Source organism: Alteriqipengyuania halimionae (genome assembly GCF_009827575.1).
In the GTDB taxonomy this organism is placed as follows: domain Bacteria; phylum Pseudomonadota; class Alphaproteobacteria; order Sphingomonadales; family Sphingomonadaceae; genus Alteriqipengyuania_A; species Alteriqipengyuania_A halimionae.
In genome coordinates, this window is sequence record NZ_WTYR01000001.1 from 1,276,623 (window position 1) to 1,289,908 (window position 13,286).

General features: G+C 62.5%; 13 protein-coding genes and 1 tRNA gene. 8 read left to right on the forward strand and 6 right to left on the reverse strand.

Annotation, left to right across the window (positions count from 1 at the left end; translation table 11 throughout):
* Position 1: 1 nt before the first annotated feature.
* Genes GRI68_RS06275 through rsmD form a run of 3 tightly spaced genes read left to right on the forward strand, consistent with a single transcriptional unit; the run spans position 2 to position 2,487 of the window.
* Positions 2-1,174, forward strand: coding sequence for an aromatic ring-hydroxylating oxygenase subunit alpha (locus tag GRI68_RS06275; RefSeq protein WP_234028726.1), 1,173 nt, complete (start codon positions 2-4; stop codon positions 1,172-1,174).
* 6 nt (positions 1,175-1,180) lie between these two features.
* Entirely contained in the window at positions 1,181-1,933 is a 753-nt protein-coding gene (locus tag GRI68_RS06280) for a pseudouridine synthase (protein ID WP_160616456.1), read from the forward strand.
* Entirely contained in the window at positions 1,930-2,487 is a 558-nt protein-coding gene (gene rsmD / locus GRI68_RS06285) for a 16S rRNA (guanine(966)-N(2))-methyltransferase RsmD (RefSeq protein ID WP_160616457.1), read from the forward strand. Before GRI68_RS06280 ends, rsmD begins: the two co-directional genes overlap by 4 nt.
* Position 2,488: 1 nt before the next feature.
* Here rsmD and GRI68_RS06290 read toward each other — a convergent pair whose 3' ends face one another.
* Positions 2,489-2,899, reverse strand: coding sequence for a GFA family protein (locus tag GRI68_RS06290; RefSeq protein WP_160616458.1), 411 nt, complete (start codon positions 2,897-2,899; stop codon positions 2,489-2,491).
* An 88-nt stretch (positions 2,900-2,987) separates the two neighbouring features.
* Complete coding sequence (locus GRI68_RS13625; protein ID WP_199799720.1) at positions 2,988-3,542, reverse strand: hypothetical protein; 555 nt, start codon at positions 3,540-3,542, stop codon at positions 2,988-2,990.
* 149 nt (positions 3,543-3,691) lie between these two features.
* Between GRI68_RS13625 and GRI68_RS06300 the strand changes: the two genes are divergently transcribed.
* Positions 3,692-5,965 (forward strand): ATP-dependent helicase, encoded by a 2,274-nt coding sequence (locus GRI68_RS06300; protein ID WP_160617870.1) that lies wholly within the window; start codon positions 3,692-3,694, stop codon positions 5,963-5,965.
* A 21-nt stretch (positions 5,966-5,986) separates the two neighbouring features.
* Here GRI68_RS06300 and GRI68_RS06305 read toward each other — a convergent pair whose 3' ends face one another.
* Both GRI68_RS06305 and GRI68_RS06310 read right to left on the reverse strand, forming a co-directional pair.
* A complete protein-coding gene (locus tag GRI68_RS06305) occupies positions 5,987-7,390 on the reverse strand; it encodes a DEAD/DEAH box helicase (RefSeq protein ID WP_160616459.1) in 1,404 nt (467 codons plus the stop codon).
* Between the two features lie 106 nt (positions 7,391-7,496).
* Entirely contained in the window at positions 7,497-7,847 is a 351-nt protein-coding gene (locus tag GRI68_RS06310; protein ID WP_160616460.1) for a hypothetical protein, read from the reverse strand.
* Positions 7,848-8,216: 369 nt separating this feature from the next.
* Here GRI68_RS06310 and GRI68_RS06315 point away from each other — a divergent pair, with 369 nt between their 5' ends.
* Entirely contained in the window at positions 8,217-9,665 is a 1,449-nt protein-coding gene (locus GRI68_RS06315; RefSeq protein ID WP_160616461.1) for an FAD-binding oxidoreductase, read from the forward strand.
* Positions 9,666-9,734: 69 nt separating this feature from the next.
* On the forward strand, positions 9,735-10,556 hold the full coding sequence (locus tag GRI68_RS06320; RefSeq protein WP_160616462.1) for a SapC family protein: 822 nt from the start codon (positions 9,735-9,737) through the stop codon (positions 10,554-10,556).
* A gap of 179 nt (positions 10,557-10,735) precedes the next feature.
* Here the strand turns inward: GRI68_RS06320 and GRI68_RS06325 are convergent, their stop codons facing one another.
* Positions 10,736-11,662, reverse strand: coding sequence for an N-formylglutamate amidohydrolase (locus GRI68_RS06325; RefSeq protein WP_160616463.1), 927 nt, complete (start codon positions 11,660-11,662; stop codon positions 10,736-10,738).
* Between the two features lie 137 nt (positions 11,663-11,799).
* On the opposite strand from GRI68_RS06325, the gene cpdR reads away from it, so the two are divergent.
* Positions 11,800-12,180 (forward strand): cell cycle two-component system response regulator CpdR, encoded by a 381-nt coding sequence (gene cpdR / locus GRI68_RS06330; RefSeq protein ID WP_160616464.1) that lies wholly within the window; start codon positions 11,800-11,802, stop codon positions 12,178-12,180.
* A 76-nt stretch (positions 12,181-12,256) separates the two neighbouring features.
* A tRNA-Val gene (locus GRI68_RS06335) sits at positions 12,257-12,331 on the forward strand.
* A gap of 46 nt (positions 12,332-12,377) precedes the next feature.
* Here the strand turns inward: GRI68_RS06335 and GRI68_RS06340 are convergent.
* Positions 12,378-13,139, reverse strand: coding sequence for a crotonase/enoyl-CoA hydratase family protein (locus GRI68_RS06340; RefSeq protein WP_160616465.1), 762 nt, complete (start codon positions 13,137-13,139; stop codon positions 12,378-12,380).
* Positions 13,140-13,286: the final 147 nt, after the last annotated feature.

Below are 13,286 nucleotides of genomic sequence, written 5' to 3' on the forward strand. Positions count from 1 at the left end.
TATGGCCACCACAGCTGGTGACAAGCCACGCTCCGGCAAGGGCCCGCAGCCCACACCAGGACAATCGGCGCTGGCACAGTCCATCGCGGATGGTGATGCGCGCCAGGGCGAAGCAGGGCTGACGCTGCCCGCCAGCCGCTACACCGATCCCGATTTCTACGCGCGCGAGAAGGCCGCCCTGTTCGACAAGATGCCGCAAGTAATTGCGCCATCCGCACTCCTGCCCGACCCGGCCATGTCGGTGGCGCACGATGCGACCGGGCGCGCGCTGCTGCTCACCCGCGATGCTGAAGGCGAAGCGCGTGTGTTCGCCAATGTCTGTCGCCACCGCGCGACACGACTGGTCGAAGGCAACGAAGTCCAGTGCGGCAAGCGGCTCACATGCCCGTATCACGCCTGGACCTATGCGCTCGACGGACGGCTTCTCGCCCTGCCCCGCCCGGACACCTTTCCCGGACTCGAAAAATCCGAAATGGGGCTGGTGGAACTACCCAGCATCGAGGCCGGCGGGCTGATCTGGTTCGCGCCTTCCTCCGACGCCGATTTTTGCGATGCAGAAACGCTGGGCGAGGATTTCGACGCTCTCGAGATGAACGGCATGCACCTTTTCGCCCGACGCACACATACGGTGGCGGGAAACTGGAAGCTGATCATGGATGCCTTCCTCGAAAGCTACCATGTGCAGCGGCTTCACTCGCAAACGATCGGTCCGTTTTTCAAAGACGGGATCACCGCCGGCGACATGGTCGGCCCGCATCAGCGATCGCTGGTCGGCCGCGCGGACGAGATCGACGAGCTCGATATCACCGACATGGCCGCTCTTCGCCGCACCGCGACGTTTGCATACCAGCTCGTGCCGGGCACGGTGATCGTCATCAGCCCCGATTACATCAACGTCATGACGCTGATGCCGCAATCGCACGAATCGACGCTGGTCGAGGATTTCATGCTGATTCCCGAAGCTCCGCAGACCGACAAGGCGCGCGATCACTGGCAGCGTAGCTGGGAACTGCTCGACGCCGGCGTGTTCGCAAGCGAGGATTTCCGCGCGGCCGAGCTCGGGCAGCAGGGGCTGGCCAGTGGCGCCGTGCCCGAAATTACGCTCGGAACGCTCGAAACGGGGATTGCCCGCTTTCACGAAACGCTGGACGAATTGCTCCGCGCCAGCAATTGAGCGCCGATGGCTGATGAACCGAAAAGAGAAGGCGACCGTATCGCCAAGCTGCTCGCACGCGCTGGCGTGGCGAGCCGTCGTGCGGTCGAGCGCATGATCGAGGAGGGCCGCGTCGGCCTGAACGGCAAGACGCTCGATACGGCGAACACCGTGCTGCCCGATCTGAAGGGCGTGACGGTGGACGGAAAGCCGGTCGAAAAGCCCGCTGCGACGCAAATCTGGCGCTTCAACAAACCCCAGGGCCTGATCACGGCCGAGCGTGACCCTGGCGGCCGCCCCACGATTTACGCAGCGCTGCGCAATGCCGTGCCCAAGGATACGCCGCGGCTGATGCCGATAGGTCGGCTCGACATCAACACCGAGGGGCTGCTGCTGCTCACCAATGACGGCGAGCTCAAGCGCGCGCTCGAACTCCCGTCTTCCCAGATTCCACGCCTCTATCGTGTCCGGACGTTCGGCGAAGTGACGCAGGAACAGCTCGAAGATCTGATCGAGGGCGTCGAGATCGACGGTGTCCGCTATGGCCGGATCGATGCCAACATGGAGCGCAGCACCGGCGCGAACCAGTGGATCGAGGTCTCGATTACCGAAGGCAAGAACCGCGAAGTCCGGAAGGTGATGGAACATCTCGGCCTCAAGGTCTCGCGTCTGGTCCGCACCGCCTACGGCCCCTTCCCGCTCGGCGATCTGAAGCGCGGGACTACCGATAAGGTGCCACGGAACATGGTCGACAACCTCAAGCGGTCGCTCAAGCTGTGAAGTCGGGCGGACTTCGTATCATCGCGGGCAAGTGGCGCGGACGGAGGCTCGCCGTGCCCAAGGGCGATGCCACGCGCCCGACCGCCGATCGCACACGCGAAACGCTGTTCAACATGCTCACCAGCCGGTTGGGCAGTTTCGAAGACCTCGCCGTCGCCGACCTGTTTGCAGGGTCGGGCGCGCTGGGGCTTGAGGCATTGTCGCGGGGCGCTGCGCACTGCCTCTTCGTCGAGGAAGAACGTGGTGCGCTCGACACGATCCGCGAGAATATCACGTCGCTGGACGCACGCGGGATAACGACCGTGCAAGCCGGTTCGGTCATGGGGTTGGGCCCGGCCAAACAGGCAACCGACCTGATCCTGCTAGATCCTCCCTATAGCACCGGTGCCGGTCAGGTCGCGCTTGATCGGATGGTCCGGCTTGGCTGGATAGGCCAAGGGACATGGATCGCACTCGAAACCGCGCGCGACGAGGATATCGCGATCAGGACGTTGGCGATCGAGGCCGAACGCAATGTCGGCAAGGCCAAGCTGACCCTGCTGCGACCGGAATAACCTAGCCTTCCTCGTCTCCGCCGCCGGGGAAACGTTCGAACTCGGGCAGCTCGTGTACATCCTTCATCCAGCCGATCCGTTCCGCGACCTGGATGTGCGCTTGCGCGGGTACCGTTTCGGGTTCGTCGAGTGTGGCGCTCTGTATATCAACGCGGCCGGGCAGCATTTCATCATTCGAGTAGAACAGGCCGGTGCCGCACTGGATGCAGAAATAGCGTCGCGCATGTTCGGAGGAGGAATAGATCGAAGGCTCGCCCGTTACCCGCAATGCGGTGTCGTCTACCATCAGCCAGCCGACCATCGGCGCACCTGAATTGCGCTGGCAGTCGATGCAATGGCACAACGCGTGGTTGATCGGGTCACCTTCGACTTCATACCGAACCGCCCCGCAGTGGCAGCCGCCTGTCAGCATCGATTTTCCTCCTCTCAGAATTTCGCTTCGACCATAGAAAAAGGGCGCCGCCGAAGCGACGCCCTTTTTGGGATGGTCGGAAGATGGGTTACTGATTGTCCTTCTTCATCTCGCTGGCGGGCTTGCCCGGCCAGTAATCGAGCGGACGGTTACCCCAATTCTTGCCGGCAGCGCGGGGCTGGATGCAGCTGTCCTGCTGATCGCCCTCACAGATCGGGTACTCGCCCTGGACGCGGTTCGTCGGCACCGACTGGATCATTTCGTTCGACTGGTAGCGGATATCGCCGGTCGTGCTGGCCGAAGAACGGGTCGCGGTCGTACCGCTACGCTGGGCAACCTGCTGAGCAATCGACTGCCACGTCGCATCGCGCTGGGTAGGTTCCATCTCGTAAAGTGCGACGCGTTGTTCGTCGTTCAATTTCCACCAGACCTTTGCCTGCGGCTCGCTCAGCGTCCAGTAATACGTCCGCACTTCGGTCGGCCAGCCTTCGTACGTGGCGCGGTTTTCAGCGGGCCAACCATCATACATCGTCTGTTGCTGCGTGGTCAGTTCGACATCCATTGTACCGTCTTGGGCCATGGCGGTGGGAGCCATGGTAATCGCAGCGGCAGCGGCGGCGGTAGTCATCAAGAGCTTTTTCATAATTCGGGTCCTTTCGGAGAGTTGTGACAGCTAAACGGGACCGGGCGGCGCTGCGTTCCGGTAAACGGGTGATGCGAGGCCTTGCCGCGACGAATCGTGTTCCCTAACTGTTCGCCGTGAGCGACAATCTTCCCCTGCCCGAACCGATTATGAGCGATGGCGAACGCGCCTTCCTTGCGCGGCTCAATCCGCCGCAGCGCGAAGCCGTGACCACGACCGATGGCCCGGTGCTGATGCTGGCTGGCGCCGGGACCGGCAAGACCGCTGCCCTCACCCACCGGCTCGCCTATCTGGTCAACAAGCAACTCGCCTGGCCCAGCGAAATCCTGTGCGTCACCTTCACCAACAAGGCCGCGCGCGAAATGCGCGAGCGGGTGGGGCAATTGCTGGGCGATCGCGTCGAGGGCATGCCATGGCTCGGCACATTCCACTCGATCGCAGCGAAAATGCTGCGCCGCCATGCCGAACTGGTGGGGCTGGAGAGCAATTTCACGATCATCGACACAGACGATCAGATTCGCCTGCTCAAGCAGTTGATCCAGCAGGCCGAGCTGGACGAGAAGCGCTGGCCGGCGCGCCAGCTCGCCGGATTGATCGATCGCTGGAAGAACCGTGGCCTCAACCCGGCCGATATCGATGCGGCGGAAAGCGAAGCCTATGCCAACGGCAAGGGCCAGCAATTCTATCGGCTGTACCAGGATCGCCTGAAAGCGCTCAACGCGTGCGACTTCGGCGACCTGCTGCTGCACATGCTCAACATTTTCCGCAAAGAGCGCGAGGTGCTCTCGCAGTACCAGCAGCGCTTCAAATACATCATGGTGGACGAATATCAGGACACCAACGCGGTCCAGTATCTTTGGCTGCGGCTGCTCGCGCAGGAGCGCAAGAATATCTGCGTGGTTGGGGACGACGATCAGTCGATCTATTCCTGGCGCGGCGCAGAAGTGGCCAACATCCTGCGGTTCGAGAAGGATTTTCCCGGATGCAAGGTCGTCAAGCTGGAGCAGAATTATCGCTCCACGCCGCATATCCTCGGCGCCGCCTCGGGCCTGATCCGCGCCAATAGCGAGCGGCACGAGAAAACGCTCTGGACCGAGCAGGATGCGGGCGAGAAAGTCCGCGTGATCGGCGTGTGGGACGGCCCCGAGGAAGCCCGCCGCGTGGGCGAGGAAATCGAGCGCCTCGAAGGCGAAGGGGCCGACTTGAACAAGGTCGCGATCCTCGTGCGGGCGCAATACCAGACGCGCGAGTTCGAAGACCGCTTCATCCAGATCGGCGTGAACTATCGCATCGTGGGCGGCTTCCGTTTCTACGAGCGTGCGGAAATCCGCGACCTGCTCGCCTACCTCCGCGTGATCGCGCAGCCGCAGGACGATCTCGCCTTCGAGCGGATCTACAACCAGCCCAAGCGCGGGCTCGGTGCCAAGACGCTCGAAGCGATGCACCGCCATGCGCGAGCCAACGGGCTTCCGCTCGCGGCCGCTTCGCTACAACTGGCCAACAGCGACGAACTGCCCAAGCGCGCCAGCGGGACGATCGCCGCGCTGATGCGGGATTTCCTGCGCTGGCGCGAGATGAGCGAGACCGTGCCGCCTGCCGAATTGCTCCGCACCGTGGTGCAGGAATCGGGTTACGAGGACATGCTCAACAAGGATCGCTCGGCCGAAAGCGCCGGTCGGCTCGAGAACCTGTCCGAACTCGCGCGTGCAATGGAGGATTACGAGACCCTCGGCGATTTTCTGGAGCACGTCGCGCTGGTGATGGACAACGATGCGTCGGACGAGACCGAGAAGGTCACGATCATGACCATTCACGCGGCCAAGGGCCTCGAGTTCGACAACCTCTTCCTGCCAGGCTGGGAGGAAGGTGTGTTTCCGTCGCAGCGGTCGCTCGACGAAGGCGGCCTCGCCAGCCTCGAGGAAGAGCGCCGCCTCGCCTATGTCGCCATCACCCGCGCACGGCGACGCTGTACGATCATCCACGCTGCCAACCGCCGTATTTACGGCCAGTGGACCAGCTCGATTCCCTCCCGCTTCGTGGAGGAATTGCCCGACGAGCATGTCGACAGCGAAACCACGATGACCGGCGGAGCCTCGCTATGGCGCGCAGGTTTTTCGGATCGTGACGATCCGTTCGCGCATGTCGCGCGCGATGCGCCCAGCCGCGCCGGCTCGCGCGGCCCGGGCTGGCAGCGCGCGGTCGCCAGCGGTTACGACGCGACGCCCAAGAAACTGCCCGAATCGCGCCGCAGCGCCGCCAGCTTCGCGGCCAAGCCGAGGACTGACATCGCGATCGGCGACCGCGTCTTTCACGACAAGTTCGGCTACGGCAAAGTGACCGGACAGGAAGGCAACAAGCTCGAGATCGAATTCGAGAAAGCCGGGACCAAGCGGGTAATCGACAGCTTCGTGCAGGCGGCCTGACGCCGCCTGCCCTTCAGGCGTTTATGTCGCCGAGTTGTTGAGGAACCCCGGCATCGGGCCTTCCCACTCGCCGGGCTTCGACGGCGGATCGCGATCGTCCCTGCGCTTGCGCGAGGATTTCGGCTTGTCGTCGCTGTCATTCCGCTTGGCGGCGCGTTTCGGCTTGGAATCACGCTCGGGCGAGTCGTCTTGCGGGGCCTTTTCCTCGCGCTTCGGCTTTTCGTCCCGCTTCGCCTTGGGCTTGCGCTTCGGCTTTTCCTCGCGCGGCTCATCGGGTGACGTCTCATCCGCCTCGGTCTTCTTACCGCCGCCGCTGACCTTGAAGGTTTCGATCTTCTGGTTGGTCAGCTTCTCGACGTTCTCGATTGCTTCGGCGTCTTCGGGCGTCACGAAGGTGAAGGCTCGGCCTTTCGCACCCGCACGACCGGTCCGGCCAACGCGGTGAACGTAATCGTCGGGATGCCACGGCGTGTCGTAATTGAAGACGTGGCTGACATCCTTCACGTCGAGCCCACGCGCGGCGACATCGGATGCCACCAGCACAGTGATATCGCCCGATTTGAAGCGTTCGAGTTCCTTGTTCCGCGAGGCCTGATCCATATCGCCCTGGATCTGCCCTGCAGAAAATCCCGCACGCTCCAGTTCCTTGGCCAGATCGCGTACCGTCGTCTTGCGATTGGCAAAGACGATGGCGGTCTGCACATCGTCATTGTTCAGGAAATAGCGCAGCGCCTCGCGCTTTTGGCGGTTGGTGCAGAACACCTTGTATTGCTGGATGTTCTGATTGGTCGAAGCCGGTCGCGCGACCTGGATATGCTTCGGGTTCGACAGGAACTTGTCGGCGAGCTTCTTGATCGGGCCCGGCATCGTCGCGCTGAACAGCAGCGTCTGACGGTTTTCCGGCAGCTTCGAGCAGATTTCCTCGATGTCGGGGATGAAGCCCATGTCGAGCATGCGGTCGGCTTCGTCGATCACCAGCAATTCGCAGCCGGTGAGCAGGATCTTGCCGCGCTGGAACAGGTCCATCAATCGGCCAGGCGTCGCGATCAGCACGTCGACGCCCTCGTCGAGCGCCTTGACCTGGTCGCCCATCTGCACACCGCCAATCAGCAGGGCGAGCTTGAGGTCGTGATTCTTGCCGTATTTCTCGAAGTTCTCTGCCACCTGAGCGGCGAGTTCGCGGGTCGGTTCGAGGATGAGCGAACGCGGCATGCGGGCGCGTCGGCGACCGCTCGCGAGGATATCGATCATCGGGAGGACGAAACTGGCCGTCTTGCCCGTCCCCGTCTGGGCGACCGCAATCAAATCGCGCATCATCTGCACTTGCGGGATTGCCTCGGCCTGAATCGGCGTGGGGCTTTCATAGCCCGCATCGTCGATAGCGCGCATGAGTTCGTCGGAAAGGCCGAGATCGGCAAATTTCATAGGTTCAAGATATTCCTGTTACGACAGTCGCGCCCATGCGCATCCGCGTCGCCGCGCCCTTAGGGCGAAAAGGCGTAAAAAAGCAAGGTCGGCGAGTCGCTGATACTCAGTCTCGCGCCAGCTCGAGCCCTCGCCAGCTCGATACCTTGCATTTCGCTCCGGTGCGCGATTGCAGCAAATCGCGATCCACGCACAGCCGACCATCTTCGGGCGGCGAGATGTAGAACCCCGAATAGAAATCGCGTGCACGGCAAGAACGATCGAGGTTCGCCATCACCACTCGCCGGTCATGCAGATAGAGCAAGAGCGTGTTGTTGCGCGCGACCTGGACGCCGGCAAGCTGGCTCAGCGGAAGGCAGCTCGAGATCGGCACCGAGCGCATCTCGCGGCTCATGGGCGCGGACGGAAGGCTGGACAGCGTGCGACCGCCGCGGCGGGGCGTGATACGGATGGTCACCCGCCCCTCCACACGCGCCTGATAATACGATGTAAAATCGCTGTCGGCCCGGTCCGGCGCAAATGAAACGGGTCCCGAGCGGACAATCGCCTCGTCCGCCTTCTCTCCCACCTCGCTGTCCGCAGGGGCAGCAAGCGCAAGGATGAGCGTACCGATTTGGGTAGCTAGGCCAAGCATGAAAAAGACGTACGATCCCCGCACAATTGATCTGCATCGGCCAGACGCGATCGTCCAGCAGGCGTTGGACACCGCTATTGACCACAGTGCTTGAATAGGGGCTTAATTTTACCCCACGGTCAAGGCAGTGAGGGCCCTGACGAGCGAAATTCGTTCTGGCATTTGCGCACCTGTTCATGTGAAAAGGTGCAAATGCGCAACAGTTCGAACTTTCTCGATGCCGCTTCTTCCATTCTCGGCGAGAAGGGGCTGACCGACGACCCCGAACTGCTCGAACCCTGGCTCACCGACTGGCGCGGACGCTACACAGGACGTGCGCTCGCGCTTGCCTCGCCCGGTTCGACCGAAGAGGTCGTAGCACTGGTCAGGTTGGCCCGCGAACACGATGTCGCGATTGTCCCGCAAGGCGGGAATAGCGGAATGTGCGGCGGCGCGACGCCCGATACAAGCGGCACGGCACTGCTTTTGTCGCTTCGGCGGATGAACAGCATTCGCGCATTTGACCACGCGGATCGGAGGGTTACGTGTGACGCGGGCGTCGTGCTGCAGACCCTGCATGAGGCGGTCGCAACCGAAGGCCTACGCTTTCCACTCACCCTTGGCGGCAAGGGCTCGGCCACACTGGGCGGGCTCGTCTCGACCAATGCCGGCGGCACACAGGTTCTACGCCACGGCACGATGCGTGCCTTGGTTCTCGGCGTCGAAGCGGTCACGCCGCAAGGCGACGTGTTCTCCGACCTCGATCCTCTGAAAAAGGACAATCGAGGTTTCGACCTGAAGCAGCTGTTCATCGGTTCCGAAGGCACGCTCGGCATCGTCACCGGCGTCACACTTCGCCTTGTGCCTGCGATCGCCGACCGGGTGGTCGGTTGGGTAGGCACAGACAGTCTTGAATCCGCACGGGCGTTGCTGCTGCGCTGCCGCGATCGCTTTTCCGGTGCGCTCGAAGGGTTCGAGGTGCTGCCTGCTCAGTGCCTAGACGTGCTAATCGATCATATACCGGACGCCCGCCGTCCGCTTGCCGATGCCCACCCCTGGAACGCGCTGATCGAACTGGTTGCCGAAGATATCGCCGATGTCCCGGCGCTGCGCAGCGGACTGGAAAACCTGCTTGCAGAAGCGATCGAGGACAGACTTGGCCGTGACGCCGTACTCGCCGCCAACGAGGCCCAGGCCGCAGCATTCTGGGACCTGCGCGAAAATATCTCTCCGGCTGAAAAGGCCCGCGGCCCGGCGGTCCAGCACGACATTTCGGTGCCGGAAGCACGCATGCCCGCGTTTATCGCAAAGGTCGGTCCGGTGATCGAGCGTGAATTTCCGGGCACGCGCGTCGTTGGGTTTGGTCATCTCGGTGATGGCAATATCCACTTGCATGTCCTCGCACCCGAGGGAGCGGACAAGGCTTGGGTCGAGAGCGACGGTGCCCGGGTCAGCGCCCGGGTTTACCAACTCGTGACGCAGTGGGGTGGATCGATATCGGCCGAACACGGGATCGGGCAGGCCAAGGTGGGCCAACTCGCGCGCTTGGCGGATCCGGCCCGGCTCGACCTGTTGCGACGGGTAAAGGCTGCGCTCGATCCTGACGAACGGTTCAATCCGGGCAAACTCGTCGCGCTTGCGAAAGGCACGCATCCCCACTAAAGCCCGCGCCCATTATTGCGAGGTTCCTCGCACGAAGCACATTCCATTTTCCGACCCGGAGAGACGATCATGGCCAGCGCGCCGCAAGCCAGCCTTCCCCTGTTCTATAACGACCTGATGCCGCTCAACAGCCGCGACCATGCGAACTGGAAAGCGAAGCAAACCGACGCTCTGCCTTGGATGTCGAACCAGAACGCGATCCCGCTGACGATCGACGAATTCCCGCTCGCCCAGCGCTTCATGCCGATCGTTTTCTCGACGGGAGACAATCCTATCCCGCTCGGCCTGATGGGCCTCAACGAAGGTGTGAACGTCTATTTTGACGATGAAGGCCGTGTCGACGGTCTGACCTATGTGCCTGCCTATGTCCGTCGCTATCCGTTCATGCTGACCCGCCTGTCGCCCGAAGCCACCGAGCTTTCGCTGTGCTTCGATCCGACCTCGGGTCTGCTGGGTGAGTTCGACGAGGGACAACCGCTGTTCGATGGCGATAAGCCTGCTGACGCGATCCAGCGTACCCTCGAATTCTGCGAACAGTTCGACCAGGCCGGGCAGCGCACGAAGCTGGCGGTCGAGGAATTCCAGAAGCATGGCCTGCTGATGGATGGCGAGGTCTCGATCGAGCAGCCCGGCAACGAGAAGCCTTTCGTTTATCGCGGTTTCGGCATGATCGATGAAAGCAAGCTGCGCGAAGTGGATGGCGACGTGCTGAAGGAGTGGAACCAGAACGGCCTGCTGCCGCTGATCTATGCCCACCTGATGTCGCTTTCGCTGGTCAGGGACATCTTTGCGAAGCAGGCTCAGATGGGCAAAGGCCCGGTGAGCCCGGAAGCCGCAACGGATGTCGATCCCAAAGCGCTCAAGGGTACCGAACCCGCCAACAAGAAATAATTCACTGCCACAAAAGATGCGACGGCGCGGGTGGCCTTGACGCTGCCCGCGCCGTTCCTATTTGAGGGATGGCCCGGTCGGCTTCCCCCCTCTTCGCCGGCCCGGCCGATGCACCGCGTGGTGCATCTCCTCCCTGAACCTGGCCATCCCGCATCCCCTCGCGGGGTGGCCTTTTTCTTTCATTCGGCAGCTTCGCGGAGGTCGCCTCGACCATTGCCAAGCTGAGAGACATTTTCGGCCAGCGCGCGCACCAGATCGGAAAGGCGCGCGACCAGCGGCTCCACATCTTCCTGCAATTCATCGAGTGCGGCGTCGAGATAGATGCTGCGATCCACTTCGAGCTGGAGCGCATGGATCCCGCGCCCCGGGGCCCCGTGGCGTTCGAGGACATAGCCGCCAGCATAGGGTCGGTTGTGAGCCACCCGCGCGCCGTCGCGCGCGAAACAAGCGAAGCCCGCGGCGGGAATCGTCGCATCGCATGACATACCGAACCGGTCACCGAGAACGAAACGCGCTGGCGGCCAGCGCCCATTGGATGGGAGTGGCGGCATCGAATGCAGATCCAGTAACAGCGCCGCGCCCCAGCGACGTCGAATAGCCTGCAACTCCTGGGCGAGCGCTTCGTGATAAGGCCGGTGGACCTGAGCGATACGCTGCTCGATTGCGTCCGCCCCGATTGCACCGCGCCAGACTTCCCCCAAACCCTGCAAGCGTCGCGGTACCAGCCCGAGGCCACCTTGCGCCCGATACCCTGGACGCACAGCGCTCCGTCCCGAGGGTTTGGCGCCCTTCACCATACCCCAGTCGATATCGTCTTCAGCGCGGTTGAGATCGAGCATCGCACGCGGTGCCCGGGCCACGAGCAAGCCCGCACCGACCCGTTCGGCGACCTGGATACCGATCGCGTCTATATGACGGTCCTCTAGCCGCCGGGTGGCGAAATCGGGATGCCGCATTATCGCCAGAAGATCGGGCGGATATGCACGCCCGCCATGCGGGACGGCGACGAGCACCGGCAGGTTGGCCTGTTCTCCGGCATTCATGGTGAACGCGGGTTCGCCGAGACCCGGAATATTTCCGCCGTTCCTGATGCTTGCACGCGTCATCGGCTGCGAACTTGGCGTCCCGCACGGGGACAGTCAAACTTTGGCAACCATGACGGCACTGGCTTTTTTTACGTTGGCCTGCCTATGAAGAGCCATACATCGCCTCGGCGCGCGCAAAAGCTTATGAAAGACCCTTAATGCCCGATATCCGGATCCTCCTGGCCGAAGACGAAGAAGCCATGCGCGCCTATCTTCATCGCGCACTCGAAAAAGCGGGATATGAAGTGGTGTCTGTCGATCGGGGAACCGACGCACTGCCTTTGCTTGAAAACGAGCCTTTCGACCTTCTCCTGTCGGATATCGTCATGCCCGAAATGGACGGGATCGAACTCGCCCAGCGCTGTGCAGAAGTCAGTCCGCGCACCAAGGTGATGTTCATTACCGGTTTCGCCGCGGTCACGCTGAAGGCCGCAAAGGAGGCGCCGCAGGCCAAGCTGCTGTCCAAGCCGTTCCACCTTCGCGACCTCGTTCTCGAGGTCGAGAGACTGTTCGAAGATTCCAAAAAGGCCAACGGTTGACGTTTTGGGCCTTGCGATGCTCGCGCCCGCTCGCTAAATGGCCGCCTCCCCGCTAAGCGGGGCCGCTCGATGGTGTGGGCGTATAGCTCAGTGGTAGAGCACTATGTTGACATCGTAGGGGTCGGAAGTTCAATCCTTCCTACGCCCACCATCGAAGCCAGAACCCCGCCCTCGTGGCGGGGTTTTTCGTTTCAGGCCTATTTACCCTTCCATTCGGGTTTGCGCTTCTCGGCAAAGGCGGCCGCGCCTTCGCGCGCGTCCTCGCTGACGAAGACCGGGGCGACGTATTGCTGCTGCTTGGTCCACATCTCTTCGTCGGTCCAGGTGTGCGAATCGCGGATCACGCCCTTCGATGCCGCGAGCGCCAGCGGGCCGTTGGCTGCGATCTTCGCCGCCAGCTCCTTGGCTGCGTCGAGCGACGGGCCATCGCTCACCCGGTTGATGAAACCGAGCTCGTAGGCGCGTGCCGCGCTGATGAAATCCCCCGTCAGCGCGAGTTCCATCGCGATCCGCCACGGCATCTGGCGCGGCAATTTGATCAGCCCTCCGGCGGCGGCCGCAAGCCCGCGCTTGGCCTCCGGAATGCCGAACTGCGCCTTGTCGTTGGCGACGATCAGATCGCAGCTGAGTGCGAGTTCCATACCGCCGGCGAGCGCATAGCCATCGACTGCCGCAATCAGCGGCTTCTTGGGCGTCCACTGGCTCAGCCCGCCGAAGCCACGGTTTTCGACAAAGGGCGATTCGCCCTTGAGAAAGCCCTTGAGGTCCATGCCGGAACAGAACGTCCCGCCTGCACCCGTCAGGATACCGACCGCAACGTCGCCATCGGCCTCGAGATCATCCATCGCCGCGCTGATCGCTTCGGCGGCGGATTTGTTCATGGCGTTCTTCGCATCCGGACGGTTGATCGTGACCACCATCACGCCATCGGCTTTTTCGACCAGCACTTCTTCGGACATAATCTGCATCTCCCACGGTTTAATCGTTCGATTAACGGGTGTGCCGACGGACGGTCGCGCTGTCCAGTCTCGATGGGAGGCCTCGTATGCGGGGCCAGTCCAACGGTGGTCACCTTGCGTGTGCCACGCCCTCTGCTAAGAGGCGCG